General features: G+C 67.4%; 8 protein-coding genes. 5 read left to right on the forward strand and 3 right to left on the reverse strand.

Annotated elements, in window-relative coordinates:
• Positions 1–85: 85 nt before the first annotated feature.
• The 3 genes from RYM47_RS00070 to RYM47_RS00080 all read left to right on the forward strand — a co-directional run bounded on the left by RYM47_RS00070 (position 86) and on the right by RYM47_RS00080 (position 6,297).
• Positions 86–598, forward strand: coding sequence for a hypothetical protein (locus tag RYM47_RS00070; RefSeq protein WP_315385235.1), 513 nt, complete (start codon positions 86–88; stop codon positions 596–598).
• 78 nt (positions 599–676) lie between these two features.
• Positions 677–2,461, forward strand: coding sequence for an autotransporter assembly complex family protein (locus tag RYM47_RS00075; RefSeq protein ID WP_315385236.1), 1,785 nt, complete (start codon positions 677–679; stop codon positions 2,459–2,461).
• Positions 2,458–6,297 carry a translocation/assembly module TamB domain-containing protein gene (locus RYM47_RS00080; RefSeq protein ID WP_315385238.1) on the forward strand — a complete coding sequence of 1,280 codons (3,840 nt, stop codon included), beginning with the start codon at positions 2,458–2,460 and terminating at the stop codon, positions 6,295–6,297. The genes RYM47_RS00075 and RYM47_RS00080 overlap by 4 nt, the downstream gene beginning before the upstream one ends.
• Before the next feature lie 638 nt (positions 6,298–6,935).
• On the opposite strand, the gene RYM47_RS00085 is transcribed toward RYM47_RS00080, so the two are convergent.
• Together RYM47_RS00085 and RYM47_RS00090 are read right to left on the reverse strand one after the other, a co-directional pair.
• The gene (locus tag RYM47_RS00085) at positions 6,936–8,306 is read right to left on the reverse strand and encodes a hypothetical protein (RefSeq protein WP_315385239.1); all 1,371 of its coding nucleotides are present in this window, start codon (positions 8,304–8,306) and stop codon (positions 6,936–6,938) included.
• A complete protein-coding gene (locus RYM47_RS00090; RefSeq protein ID WP_315385240.1) occupies positions 8,303–9,991 on the reverse strand; it encodes a molecular chaperone HscC in 1,689 nt (562 codons plus the stop codon). The genes RYM47_RS00085 and RYM47_RS00090 overlap by 4 nt, the downstream gene beginning before the upstream one ends.
• Positions 9,992–10,116: 125 nt before the next feature.
• Here RYM47_RS00090 and RYM47_RS00095 point away from each other — a divergent pair, with 125 nt between their 5' ends.
• The gene (locus tag RYM47_RS00095; RefSeq protein ID WP_315385241.1) at positions 10,117–12,264 is read left to right on the forward strand and encodes a S46 family peptidase; all 2,148 of its coding nucleotides are present in this window, start codon (positions 10,117–10,119) and stop codon (positions 12,262–12,264) included.
• Positions 12,265–12,276: 12 nt separating this feature from the next.
• Here RYM47_RS00095 and RYM47_RS00100 read toward each other — a convergent pair whose 3' ends face one another.
• Positions 12,277–13,008, reverse strand: a complete 732-nt coding sequence (locus RYM47_RS00100; protein ID WP_315385242.1) for a hypothetical protein — start codon at positions 13,006–13,008, stop codon at positions 12,277–12,279.
• 182 nt (positions 13,009–13,190) lie between these two features.
• Here RYM47_RS00100 and RYM47_RS00105 point away from each other — a divergent pair, with 182 nt between their 5' ends.
• Positions 13,191–13,904 carry a response regulator transcription factor gene (locus RYM47_RS00105; protein WP_315385243.1) on the forward strand — a complete coding sequence of 238 codons (714 nt, stop codon included), beginning with the start codon at positions 13,191–13,193 and terminating at the stop codon, positions 13,902–13,904.
• Positions 13,905–14,093: the final 189 nt, after the last annotated feature.

Consider the following 14,093-nt stretch of genomic DNA (forward strand, 5'->3'; position numbering starts at 1 on the left):
GGCAGGGTGGCACCATGCCAGCGCCTGTGGTCGAGGTTGCAATCCTCGGCCGCAGGCGTGCCAGCCGACGCAGGGAGAGGGCGAAATGAACATCGACAACGCAGGCATGAACACTACCGGCACCCACGCAGCCGCCACCGTCGCGCCAATCGACTCCCCGCTTGGCGACGCCCGCGAACAGGAACTCGGAAAACGGGAGGGCAGCTTCCTTCAGTTCTGCATTTCGGCCAAGCCGCTGATCTGCCAGACCTTCCGCACACAGATCGCTGGCGAGCTCGCCGGGTACCTCAAGCAGGGATTCCTGGGGCAAAGCGACGCTGACGGGCCAGTGCAGCGTCTGCTTGCAGGCGCCGAAGACGAAGAGGGCGTCGATCCGGACGAGGTCAACCTGGCGCTGCGCGACGGGGCGTTGGTGTTTGGCTTCTACAACTGCCACGGGTGCGGGGACCGCTACTTCGCCTGCATGCCGGGGAAGGACGAGCTCGCATTCTTCTCCATCTGCATCGAATCGGGCATGGCCACGAATGGGCCTTATGACATCTCCGTGTCCGCGCCCATGGACTGGTCCCGCTTCCTGGCAGACCTGCCACCTGCGTGAATATGGCGTGATGTCCAGCACCCCGGATGGGGTGGATACAGGCTTCGTTTTCAGCCCGTTCCCGCTATCCTGTGTCCCATGCCGCCATTGAAACACCTCCTGCCCCTCCTGTTCCTGTCGTTGGCTCTCGCCACGACCGCGCATGCGCGCGGCACCATTGAGAAAGTGGACATCACCGGGCTGGACAAGGGCGACGACGCCGAGATCATCGAGAACATCGAAGTCTCGCTGTCGCTGTACGACACCATCGGCACGCCGCAGGGCGAGTCGCGGCTGGAATACCTGCTGTCCCAGGCCGAGCGCCAGACCCGCCGGGCGCTTGAGCCGTTCGGCTTCTACAACCCGGTGATCAAGGTCGAAAGCCCGCGCGAAGGCGACAACCTGCACGTGATCATCCATGTCGACCGCGGCCCGCCTACCTTGGTGCGACGCGAGAACATCGACATCACCGGTCCAGCGCAGCTGGACCTGTACCTGCAGGAAGACATCGAGAACTTCCGTCCACGCAAGGGCCAGCGTTTCGAACATACCCGCTACGACGCCAGCCGCGTGACCATCACCCGGCGCCTGGCCGAGCGCGGCTACTTCGATGCGGACTTCACCCAGCGCCGGGTGGAAATCACCCGCGCCGACAACGCGGCCGACATCGACCTCACCTGGGACAGCGGCCGCCGCTACAACATGGGCGACATCCGCTTCCACCAGGATTACTTCGTGGAGCGCCTGTTCGACCCGCTGGTCTATTGGGAGAAAGGCAGCTACTTCCATGAGGGAAAGCTTGATCGCCTGCGCGAGTCGCTGACCAAGCTCGATTACTTCAGCGTGATCGACATCCAGCCGCAGCCGGACCAGGCCGACGAAAACGGCAACGTGCCGGTCGACGTGAACCTGACCCGGGCCAAGCGCACCATCTACACCGCCGGTGTGAGCTACGGCAGCGAAAGCGGCGCCGGTGTGCGCGGTGGTCTGGAGCGGCGCTACCTCAACAGCCGCGGCCACAAGATGAACACCCAGCTCGACTACGCGCAGAAGCGCAAAAGCCTGGTTACCACTTACCGGATTCCCGCGTTCAAGTGGCTGGACGGCTGGTATGGGTTCACCGCGAGTGCCTACGATGAGCAGACCGACTACATCGACCTGCGCAACTTCAAGCTGATCGCCAGCCGCAGCGGCGAAATCAACGAACACTGGACCGCGATCGCCTCGATCAATGCGCTGCGCGAACGCTGGCGTTATGCGTCGGGCACCGAATTCACCGACGCCATCTACAACACCTCCACGCTGGTGTATCCGCAGCTGGTGGCCGACTACGTCAACGTGGACGACCGCCTGGCGCCGCGCAGCGGCATCAGCGGCACCGCCACCGTGCGCGGTGGCATCGAAGGTGCGGGCTCGGACACCAGTTTCGTGCAGACCAACGTGATGGCGCGCTGGTTCATCCCGGTGGGCGAGGCCGACCGCCTGATCCTGCGCGGCGAAGCCGGCACCACCTGGACCAGCGACCTGGTGGCGATGCCGCCCAGCCTGCGCTTCTTCGCCGGTGGCGACCGCAGCATCCGCGGTTACGCCTTCCGTGAGGTCGGGCCGCGTACGCCGCCGCCGGACAAGTTCGCGCTGGGCGCCAAGAACGTGGTGACCGCCTCGGCCGAGTACGAGCATTACTTCAACGGCGGCCCGTGGGGCGGGGCAGTGTTCGTCGACACCGGCAGCGCGTTCGACAACACCATCGACCTGCACACCGGCGTGGGCTTCGGCGTGCGCTGGAAGTCGCCGGTGGGCCCGGTGCGCGTGGATATCGCGCACGGCCTGAACAACCCCGACTCGCAGTTCCAGCTGTACCTGAGCATCGGAGCGGACCTGTGAGCACGCCGACCCCGACCCCCGCGACCCCGCCGCCGCCGCGCGTGCGCTTCTACCGCAAGCGCCGCTTCTGGGCGTGGTCGGGCTTCACCGTGCTGGGCCTGGTCCTGCTGGCGCTGATGCTGGTGTACTGGCTGCTGCAGACCGTGGCCGGGCGCGACGTGCTGCTGGCCCAGGTGGTAGCGCGGCTGCCGGCCGGCGCCACCCTGACCTGGAGCCGGGTCGAAGGCCCGGTGTCCGGACCGCTGGTCCTGCACAACCTGGACTTCCGTTACGACGACATCCACTTCACCGCCGAGCGCGCCTACCTCGACCCGGACATCCGCCCGCTGCTGGGCCGCAAGCTGCAGCTGGACGCGCTGCAGATCAAGAACGCCACGCTGAACCTGGCCAAGAGCGACGAACCGTTCGAGATGCCGTCGTGGCCCGGGTCGCTGCCGCAGATTGAAATGCCGCTGGCGATCCAGGCCGACACCATCATCATCGACGGCTTCCGTATCACCCAGGCGCAGGAACCGCTGATCGACATTGCCAAGCTGCGCGGTGGGCTGGAGATCGCCAACGGCGAATTCCGCGCGCGCCAGCTCAAGGTCGACAGCAACCTGGGCGATTTCCGCGTGGACGGGCATTACCTGCCCGGCAACGACTACACCACCGACATCACCATCGGCGCCTCGCTGCCGGCCCCGCGCGGGCGCACCCCGGCCAAGCTGGGCCTGGTCGCGCGCGGCAACCTGGGTCGGATGGAAATCGCGGTGGCCGGGCACGCGCCGGCGCCGCTGCAGGCCAGCCTGGTGTTCGAAGGCCGCGACGAACCGGTCTGGAAGGCCAGTGCACGCAGCAAGGAACTGGATCTGGCGCTGCTGGTGCCGGGCATGGACCCGGCCACCGTGCCGCTGTCGCTGGACTTCACCGCGAGCGGCAAGGGCGGGCAGGCCAATCTGCAGGGGCGTATCCAGCAGGGCGACCTGGCGGTGGAACTGGCGCCGTCGAATGTGGGCCTGGCCGACCAGGTGCTGACCGTGTCGCCGCTGGTGGTGAAGGGCTTCGGTGGCCAGGCGCGCCTGCAGGGCACCGCCGACTTCACCGACCGCGAGAACGCGAGCCTGCGCTTCTCGATCGTCGCGCACGATCTGACCTTCGTGCCCGAAGCAGACACCACCACGCCCGGCGCGGCCAAGCCGGTGCCGGTGACGTTGAAGGAAGCGCGCATGGGCCTGGCGGGCACGCTCAAGGCCTGGGCCGCGGTCGGCACGGCCTCGGTGGCGCGGGAACAGCAGTCGGCGAACCTGGACTTCGACGTGCGTGGCAGCGACACGGCTGCGCTGATCAAGCGCCTGCAGGCCAAGACCCCGGGCGGTGCGCTGGATGTTACTGGCCAGGTGGCGTGGGCACCGCAGCTGGACTGGGACGTGGCCGCGACGCTGGCCGCGTTCGATCCGGGCTATTTCGTGCCCGGTTGGGACGGACGCCTGTCGGGCTCGGTGGCCTCCAAGGGCCGCCAGTTGCCGGTGCCGGCGGGCAGCCCGGCCGGCACTGCCGCGAGCTATGAAGCAACGGTGGATGTGCCCGGCATCCGCGGCACGCTGCGCAACCGCAACGTGGACGCGCAGGGCCGCTTCGCGCTCCGTGGGCAGCAGGGCGAAGGCAACGTGCGACTGGCCGTCGGCAACAGCCGTCTGACCGCGCGCGGCAGCGTCGGTGACCGCCTGGACGTGCAGGCGCAGCTGGAGCCGGTGCAGCTGGACGACCTGATGCCGGGCAGCACCGGCACGCTGCGCGGCAACGTGCAGGTGCGTGGTCCGCGGACAGCGCCGGACATCACCGCCGACCTGGTTGGCAGTGGCCTGCGTTACAACGACTGGAGCGCCGAAGCGCTGAGCATCCGCGGTCGCCTGCCGTGGCAGGGCAGCAACGGCACGCTGGCGCTGCAGGGCACCAAGGTGCAGGTCGGCATGTTGCTGGACACGCTCAACGTGGACGCGCGCGGCAGCATCTCCAATCTGCGCCTGGATGCACAGGCGAAGAACGAACTGGGCGCGGTGGCGCTGCAGGGCGGCGTGCGCCAGCAGGGCAGCGCATGGCGTGGCGACCTCTCGGCGCTGCGCATCGCCCCGGTCAAGGGCGACCCGTGGGCGCTGCGCGCGCCGGCAACCTTCAGCGTGCAGGGCAGTAGTTTCACCTTGAGCGATACCTGCCTGGGCGCGGCCACCGGCGGCGCGCTGTGCGCCAGCGCCAACTGGCCGCGCGACGGGCTGGTGGTGCGCGGTGATGCGTTGCCGCTGGCGCTGGTGCAGCCGTGGCTGCCGCCGCAGTCCGGGCGCCGCCTGTACCTGCGCGGCGAGCTCACCCTGGACGGCCGCATCCGTCCGCGTGGCAACGCGTGGGAGGGCAGCGCGAAGATCGCGTCGCTGGAAGGCGGCATCCGCCTGGGCGATAACGCGCGTGGCGAACTGGTGCGTTACGACCAGTTCTCGGCCACGCTTGAAATGACGCCGGCGCAGATCAACGCCAAGCTGGGCGTGGGCTTCCAGGGCAACGGCTTCGTCGACGCCAAGGTGCAGACCGGCTGGGACGCGAACGCGCCGCTCAACGGCGAGCTGTACCTCAACATGTCGCGGCTGTACTGGCTGGAGCTGTTCTCGCCGGATATCGTGCGCCCGACCGGGCTGATCGAAGGCCACGTGAGCCTGCGCGGCACGCGGGGCACGCCATCCCTGGGCGGCGACGCCAAGCTGAGCAACTTCAAGGGCGAATTCCCCGCGCTGGGCCTGACCTTCGACCAGGGCAGCGGCAGTTTCGTCGCGCAGCCGGACGGTTCGGCCAAGATCACCGCGCAGGCCAACTCGGGCAAGGGCACGCTGTTCGTCGACGGCGGGCTGTCGTGGTTCGGTGATGCGCAGCCGTTGCAGCTGCATATCCACGGCGAGAACGTGCTGCTGTCCAACACGCCGGAACTGCGGATCGTGGCCAACCCGAACCTGGACTTCACGCTGGAATCCGCGGCGATGAAGCTGCGCGGCACGGTGCACGTGCCGGAGGCGGACCTGGACCTGGAGCGGTTGGACCGTGGTACGTCGGTGTCTGAAGACGTGGTGGTGCTGGACCCGGCCGACCCGGAAGAGGGCCCCAGCTCGCCGCTGGACATGGACTTGACCGTGAGCCTGGGCGACAACGTGCGCATGGCGGGGTTTGGCCTGAAGGGCGGGCTGAGTGGCAAGATGCAGGTGTGGTCGCGGCCGGGTCGTGAGATGACCGCGAACGGCGCGCTGGAAGTGAGCGGACGCTACAAGGCGTACGGGCAGGACCTGACGATTACGCGCGGCAACCTCAACTGGAACTTCAACCCGGTCTCGGATCCGCGCATCAACATCCGCGCAGAGCGCAGGGTGGGCGATGTAACGGCCGGCATCGACGTGACCGGTCGCGCGCAGTCGCCACGGGTGGACGTGTGGTCGGACCCGGCGATGTCGCAGTCGGAAGCGCTGGCGTTCCTGGTGCTGGGCCGCAGCCTCACTGGCGCGAGCAGCGACCAGACGCAGCAGGTGACCGCCGCCTCTGCCGCGCTCTCGGCCGGCAGCGGCCTGCTCGCTTCGCAGCTGGGCGCGAAGCTCGGCCTGGACGACGCCGGTGTCAGCCAGTCGCGCGCGCTGGGCGGATCGGTGATCGGCTTCGGCAAGTTCATCTCGCCGAAGCTGTACGTCGGCTACGGCGTCTCGCTGGTGGGCAGTGGTTCGGTGATCACGCTGAAGTACCTGCTGCGTCGCGGCTTCGACATCGAAGTGGAATCGAGCACGGTGGAAAACCGCGGCTCGATCAACTGGCGAAGGGAAAAGTAGAGCTGGGCTCTGCCCGGCTGCTCTTGATTTCGCGGTTTCCCGGCGCGCCGGGCTGCGCCCGGCTTCATGCATTTGGGCGAACAGCCGCCGCCTGCTCGGTTCCCATGGTCAGGGCCGTCGGGTGCGGGTTTGTGGGGGACGCCGTGAATACATCCATGTAGGCTCAGTCGCCGCATCCATGCGGCTCATGTCCCCTCAAACCCACCCCCGCCGACCCTTTGACAGTGGGCCGGTGGCCACGGGAAACGCGGATGCCGGCCGCTGGCCGGCTGTGCGCTCCGATCATTTCCATGCGTCACCGGACGCGGATGATTTCACGGCGGTCGTTTGGGAACCGACCCTACCGATGGCGCGTCAGACCTGTACCCGCTGCGGGAATCACGCAGGCCTTGGTAGGGTCGCGCCCCAGCCGACCGCCGATGACACCCCCGCATCCGATGGGGCATTGCAACTATCGAGACCGCATGCTTCCGCACGCGCAATCCATGGCAAAACGGCAGGAACATCACTGCCTCTCCGCAGGCAAAAACCTCCGGAAAAACACCCGCCGCGACGCGAATCACATTCTGCGATATCAGAACCGGGCGAATTCTGATCCCGTCCCTCCACCTGCGCGGCACTGCCCGGCTGCTACCCCATCATCTCCGCCGCTTGCCCGGCTTGTTGGGAAGCTGGTTCACTGCGTCGCACGTCCACATGAACAGGGCGAGGACGACACCGATTTCCCCGTACTGCAGTACGTCGGAGGCGAACCTGGCGATGGGGAGAAGGGGAACCACCACCCAGAACCCGGTTCCCATATCAAATCCCGAGCGGACCAGGAGCCGGATCGCCGCCAGCAACATTACGGACCACGCCAGGACGTTGCCTGCCGTTCTCGCGTCTGCGACGTGCATCAGCAACAAGGCAGTCACCGCCAACGTAGGAATCAGAAGCAGGCGTAACAGGCGGAAGCGCTGCTGCGGGTACTCGGCGGAGACCTGCCATAGCAGGACGGAGCAGAAGGGCAGCAACAGGGAACCTCCCACCAGCACCAGCAGTGCCGCATGGGGCGCAATCACCGCAAAGTCGATCGGCAGTCTCGCTCCACCTGCCGGAATGGCAGAGGCATAGACCTGCTGGAGGAACCCCAACGCCAACATTCCTGCAAGCACGACTGCAGCGCACAGTGCGCTTCGCACGAGGGCCATCTGCAGCCGCGGCCAGTTGAGATCCCTTCGCGTCAGGGCCAACCAGAACGCAACCTGCCTGGTCTGCAGCGGCTCAGGTGCTGTGGCGGGATCATGGATGCCGAGTGCATGAAGCGTGTTGCCGATGGCAATGACCTGCTTGCCCGTCAGAGCGTCCCGAACTGATTGCCACCCGTCCCATGGCCGCGTCAGGCGAGTCATGCGCGCGAGTGCTTCCGCTGCCCCAACCGGTCTCTGTGGGGTGTGCAGGGCCCGGGCAAGGGCTTCCTGGTTTCCCGGCTGGAGCAGCCACAGCCGGTGCGAGCGCGATCGACAGTGATCAGACGCATATGGGTCCAGCCCGTTGCCCACGTCGTTCCAGCGAAAGCACGCCGCCAGAAGATCGAAGTTCTGCGCAGGAATCGGGACGTTGTGAGTGAAGAGAAGCTCGAGCACCGCCCTGCCGATGAATGGCTTCGCATGCAGTGACCACAGCTCCGGGCGTGATTGCAGCCAGTGCTCGAAGTGTGGTGGATCCGTATGTGCAGCTGCAGCAACCAGCTCCAGGGTGACATCACCAATGTTCAAGCCCTGCTCGGCTGGATCCCGCGCATCCGCCGTGCGCGCTTGCTCCACCGGGTCGCTCCAGCCGCCCCGCTCGTTCTCCTCGCCGCCGCGCTGCAGCCACGCCAGCGCCGCTTTGTACGCTTCATGCAGCTGCTGGAATGCAGCCGGATCATCGTCCGGCCGCGTGGTGCGCAGCCGAACCGCGTAGGCGCGTCGTACCGCACGCTCATCGGCATCCGGCCCAAGCTCCAGCGCAGCGTGACCCCAGCTCACGCGTCACGCTCCAGGGCATCCATCGCGCTTGCGAGCTCGCCGCGATGTTGTTCGATTCGCCGGGTATCCTGGCTGTCCAGGACATGCCGAAACTGGTCCAACCAATACTGGACCAGCTCGCGCTGGTCTATGAACTCCTCATACAGCCGCTCGGCACGTGCTACCAATGCCACGTTCTGTTGTGCGTCCCGCGGATGAATCTTCAGTTCCTGCAGTGCCAGCAGACGCGAGCGGATTTCCTTCGGTGACAGCAATCCGGGATTCTGCTGCAGGACCAGTTCGTGCCGGGTCCCCGTCGCGTCTTCGGTCACCTCGACCTGCAGAAGCCCGTTCACGTCGTAGGTGAAACGCGTTGTCATGCCCTTGTCTGCAGCCTTGCCGCGTTGCGGCAGGGGGACGCGGAGCGAACCGAGCTTGATGTTCTTGTCCACGGTAGGGCTCTCACCCTGATAGATGTCGAACACCACTTCGCGCTGGTCATCCCGCACCGGGAAGAAATGATCCTCCCGGCTGATCGGCACCACGCTGTTGCGTTGGATGATGGGATGGAAGTACCCACCCCGTTCGGCCCCATCCGGTCCGCGCCGTGACACCTGGGTACCCAACGTGTAAGGGCAGACGTCGGTCAGCACGAGTTCTTCCAGGGTCTCGTCGCGCGCCTTCAGGCCAGCGGCCACGCCCGCGCCCAGTGCAATTGCCTGGTCGGGATGGATATGGCGCAGCGGCAGCCGCCCGAACATCCGGGTGACCAGGCGGCTGACCATCGGCATTCGCACGGCACCGCCCACCAGCACGATGTCGTCCAATGCCTCAGGGTTGAGCCTTGCGTCGCGAATCGCACGTTCGATCGGTGCACGGAGACGCTGCAGCAGGGGATCGCAAAGCTGCGCGTAGCGTGCCTCGTCAAGCTGCCAGGACAATTGGCGACCCGCCAGCGTTATCTGGAGGTTGCATTCCCCCTGCTGGCTCAGTTCGCGCTTGAATGTCTCAAGGCGGCGCTGAAGCAGTGCAACGTCCGTGGTCGACAGCGCCTTCCTGTCCACCTCCAGCTCGGCGTGGAACGCCTGTACCAGCACCTCCAGGAAGTCCTCGCCGCCCAGGAAGTTGTCCCCGGCACTGGCGTGCACTTCGATTACGCCCTCGAACAGCTCAAGCACCGATACGTCAAAGGTGCCGCCCCCCAGGTCGAGTACCAGAACGCGACCCTCCCGCTCGCGCTGCTGCAGGCCGTAAGCCAGTGCGGCGGCGGTCGGTTCATTGATCAAACGCTCAACACGGATGCCCGCCAGTTCGCCGGCGGCGCGGGTGGCCTTGCGCTGGGCGTCCGAGAAGTACGCCGGGACGCTGATCACCGCTTCCTCGACACGCTGGCCCAAGGCGGCCTCGGCGTCGGCCAGGAGGGATCGGAGTACCAATGCGGAGAGTTCTTCGGCCCGGAACCGGCGCTTGCCCAGCTGAACATCCCGGTCGCTGCCCATCCAGCGCTTGAAATGGGCCACGGTCTGCTGCGGGTGGCTGACCATGCGGTCGAGCGCCGGTCTGCCTACCAGGACCGTCTCCCCTTCCACGCTGACCACCGACGGCGTCAGCAGCTCCCCGAACGCGTTCGGAAACAGGACCCCGCCCTCCGGCCGATGCACGCCAATCAGCGAATGCGTCGTGCCCAGATCAATCCCTACGATCATCCCTGCCATCTCCCCCTGAGAAGCGCCGATTCTAGCCAGCACCGCCCATCCCTGACCATCGGGCGTTGCCCCGCGCGGCCCCAGTGGCTAAGGTGCCCCCTCGTTCCGCCGTACTGGATGCACCCATGCCCGCACGCAAGCCCCTCAGCGCCGCCCTCGCGCTTGGCCTTACCCTCGCTGCCGCCGCCCACGCCGACGAAGGCATGTGGATGCCGACCCAGCTGCCGGACCTGGCCAAGCCGCTGAAGGCGGCGGGCTTCAAGGGCAACCCGGCCGACCTGGCCAACGTGACCGCACCGCCGCTCAGCGCCGTGGTCCGCGCCGGCGGCGGCACCGGCTCGTTCGTCTCGGCCGACGGCCTGCTGCTCACCAACCACCATGTGGCCATGGGCGTGATCCAGTACAACACCACGCCCGAGCACAACCTGATCGACGGCGGCTTCATCGCCCAGGGCCGCGCCGACGAGCGCCCGTCGAACCCGGACTTCCGCGTGCTGGTCACCACCGGCTTCGACAAGGTCACCGATGAAGTGCTGCGCGACGCGCGCGGCAAGACCGGCCGTGCCTACTTCGATGCGGTCGACCGCGCCAGCAAGCGGCTGGTGGCCGAATGCGAGCAGGAAGGCAACGTCCGCTGCAGCGTGGCCGACATGTACTACGGCACCGACTTCTACCGGATCCGCCAGCTCGAACTGAGCGACGTACGCCTGGTGTACGCGCCGCCGCGCGCGATCGGCAACTATGGCGACGAGATCGACAACTTCATGTGGCCGCGCCACACCGGCGACTTCACCCTGCTGCGCGCCTACGTGGGCAAGGACGGCAAGCCGGCCGCCTACAGCAAGGACAACGTGCCCTACCAGGCACCGGCACACCTGCAGATGTCGGTGGAAGGCCCGAAGGAAGGCGACTACGCGATGCTCGCCGGTTACCCGGGCATCACCTACCGCCACCGTACCGCCGCCGAGTTCGCCGGCCAGATCGATACCGTGCTGCCGCGCCGCGTGTCGGTGTTCCAGCAGATGATCGACACCATCGAGGCCGCCACCGCCAAGGATGCGCAGGCGCGTACCCGCTACGCCTCGCAGCTGCAGTCGCTGAAGAACAACCGCAAGCGCGCCGCCGGTGAGCTGGAAGGCCTGCTGCGCAGCGACGCCAAGGCCCAGCGTGCCGCCGACGAGACGGCGATGCTGGCTGCCACCGACCGCAAGTACCAGGGCGACATCAAGGCGCTGCTGGCCAACCTGTCGCAGGGTGCGGCGGTGGGCGAGCGTGACCTGCTGCTGGATCAGATGGCTGCGCAGAGCCAGTTGCTGCGCTCGGCACTGCTGCTGGAGCGCCTGCGCATCGAATCGGCCAAGCCGGACGCGCAGCGCGAGAGCGGTTACCAGCAGCGCGACCAGGCGATGATCGAAGGCGTGCTCAAGCAGGTCCAGCGCCGCTACGCACCGGAGGTCGAGAAGGCCCTGCTGACCACCTTGCTGACCCGCTACCAGCAGCTGCCGGACGCGCAGCGCGTGGCCGAGTTCGACGCGGCCTTCGGCCGTACCCCGGAGCAGCTGGCCAAGGCGCTGGGCACCCTCTATGCCGGCACCCAGCTGGGTGACGAGGCGCAGCGCCTGTCGCGCTTCACTGCCGCACGCGAGGGCAAGGCACTTGCCGCCGATCCGCTGATCGCCGTGGCCGGCCCGCTGGTGGCCGCGCAGCTGCGCATCGAGAACGAGAGCAAGACCCGCGAAGGCGAGCAGTTGCGCCTGCGCCCGGCGTACATGCAGGCGCTGTTCGCCTGGCGTGCCAAGCAGGGCCGTGCGGTGTACCCGGACGCCAACCGCACCCTGCGCATCAGCTACGGCAAGGTCGAGGCACTGCACCCGCGCGACGGCGTGACCTACTCGCCGGTGACCACCGTGGCCGGCATCGTCGAGAAGAACACCAACGCCTATCCGTTCGATGCACCCAAGCCGCTGCTGGCCGCGATCGCCAAGGGTGACTTCGGCAGCACTGCCGACCCGGCGCTGAAGACCCAGACGGTCAACTTCCTGACCAACCTGGACACCACCGGCGGCAACTCCGGCTCGCCGGTGCTCAACGCCAAGGGCGAACTGATCGGCCTGAACTTCGACAGCAACTGGGAGTCGGTCAGCGCCAGCTGGTGGTTCGACCCGCGCTACAAGCGCGCCGTGCACGTGGACATGCGCTACCTGCGCTGGCTGCTGGCCAAGGTCTACCCGGCGCCGGAACTGCTGAAGGAAATGGGCGTGCCGGCCGAGTAAGCCGGCAACACCCTACCTCGGTGGCAGCGGTCTGATCCCGATCCAGTCCAGCTGCAGCGGGGCACGCAGCAGGTTGGGCTCGTTGCCCAGCGGATTGTTCGGATCCCAGACGTTCGGGTTGGCGGTCTCAGCCGTGTGTTCCGGCGGCGGCGCGGCGCCGTTCCAGCCCGCCAGATGCAGCGACACGCCGCCCACGTGGCGGCCCGCCCTGGGCGGCAGTTCCTGCGCCGCCACCACCACCACCTCGGTGGGCTGCACGCCCAGCCGCAACGACTTCTCCATCAGTCGGGCAGCAACGTCGTGGACGGCACGCTCCAAACCCTCGTCGGGCTTGGGGTAGGGAAGCAATGAGAATTCGCGGCGGACCTCGTTCAACACGCGGGCATGGATCGCGCTCTGCGGGCGGCGCTGAACGGCCGTGGTGGTGTCCTCCAGGGCAGGTGCGATCTGGACGTCGTACAGGTAATGAACCGCCCTGACGGCGCGGTCCTCGTCACTGGTGAGCGGGCCGAACGGCGACCCGTTCCTGGGCAGGACAAGCCGCTGATAGACCTGGGCCATCGCCCACGGATTGCTCGGGTGCACCGGCGGCGGCGTGTGGGTGACCGGTGGAATGTTGCGGATCGACTGCAGCAGGAAGGTCAACTCCCTGAACACACCGGCGTGATGCTCCGGTGGCCACGAGTTCGCCAGGCGTTGGCTCAGCAACGGGCTCAGGACATCGGGGATCGTGGCAACGGGCATGCTGGGTTCCATGAAAAGGATGGCCTGCACGCTGACCGCCACGACCTTCCCGGACAAGCGGCGACCGCGACGCAAGCCTGTCGTCTGCGACCACCCCGACTGAATCCCTGCTTTTGTCGCATTTGGCTCGATTCCAGCCGGCGGCTAGACTGCAGGCTGAAACGGGGACTGCGACAAGGCACGTGACGGCACCACGGGAACTGGAAGGACTGCGGGTCTGGGTGGTCGAGGACGACCCCGAACTGCTGGCGCTGCTGCTGGACGATCTGGCCTGGCGGGGTGCCGCCGTGCGCGGGCTCGGCAGTGCCGAAGCCCTGTACCGCGCGCTGCTCAGCGACCGCTGCGACATCGTGGTGCTGGACGTGGGCCTGCCTGGCGAAGACGGCTATGCGGTGGCCAGCCACCTGCGGGCGTCGGCCAGCATCGGCATCGTGATGCTCACCGGCCGCGGCGACGCACGCGACATGGCGCTGGGTCTCACCCAGGGCGCCGACCTCTATCTGGTGAAGCCGCCGGACATGGACGTGCTGGCCGCCGGCCTGCTCAGCCTGCGTCGACGTCTGCCTGCTGCCGCCACCACCGCGATCCCGCAGGTGCCAGCACCCGCCGCGCGCTGGCAACTGGCCGACGATGGCTGGACCCTGCATGCCCCCACTGCTGCCACGCTTCCCCTCACCGCGATGGAGCGCGGCCTGCTGCAGCAACTGGTGGACGCCTCTGGTGCGGCGGTCACCCGCGAGCAACTGATCGCAGCAGTCACCGACACCCCGTGGGACTTCGACCCGCACCGCCTGGACGTATTGGTGCACCGCCTGCGCGCCCGCGTGCGCGCCGCCACCGGCGTGGAACTGCCGCTGCGCGCGCTGCGCGGCCAGGGGTATCTGCTGACCGGCTGAGCCAGGCGATCGCCGCCACGGTGTGAGCAAGTGTGAGCGAGCGTGAGCCGCCGGCACTGACTTGCCGGGCCAGCCCCAAGACAATGCGCCCCGCCCGGAACCGCCGGCGACGCCTGTCGCCTGCGATCCGGGATCGATAAGACAGGGGACGTCTGTACCGGTTGCGTTGTACGCGCATCGTGCTTCGTT

This window comes from uncultured Stenotrophomonas sp. (assembly GCF_963519125.1).
Taxonomy (GTDB): Bacteria; Pseudomonadota; Gammaproteobacteria; order Xanthomonadales; family Xanthomonadaceae; genus Stenotrophomonas.

What these genes read in the sequence shown, in the direction of transcription:
- RYM47_RS00070 (WP_315385235.1), top strand. Translation starts at nt 86, where the DNA reads ATGAACATCGACAACGCAGGCATGAACACTACCGGCACCCACGCAGCC.
- RYM47_RS00090 (WP_315385240.1), bottom strand. Translation starts at nt 9,991, where the DNA reads ATGATCGTAGGGATTGATCTGGGCACGACGCATTCGCTGATTGGCGTG.
- RYM47_RS00075 (WP_315385236.1), top strand. Translation starts at nt 677, where the DNA reads ATGCCGCCATTGAAACACCTCCTGCCCCTCCTGTTCCTGTCGTTGGCT.
- RYM47_RS00095 (WP_315385241.1), top strand. Translation starts at nt 10,117, where the DNA reads ATGCCCGCACGCAAGCCCCTCAGCGCCGCCCTCGCGCTTGGCCTTACC.
- RYM47_RS00100 (WP_315385242.1), bottom strand. Translation starts at nt 13,008, where the DNA reads ATGCCCGTTGCCACGATCCCCGATGTCCTGAGCCCGTTGCTGAGCCAA.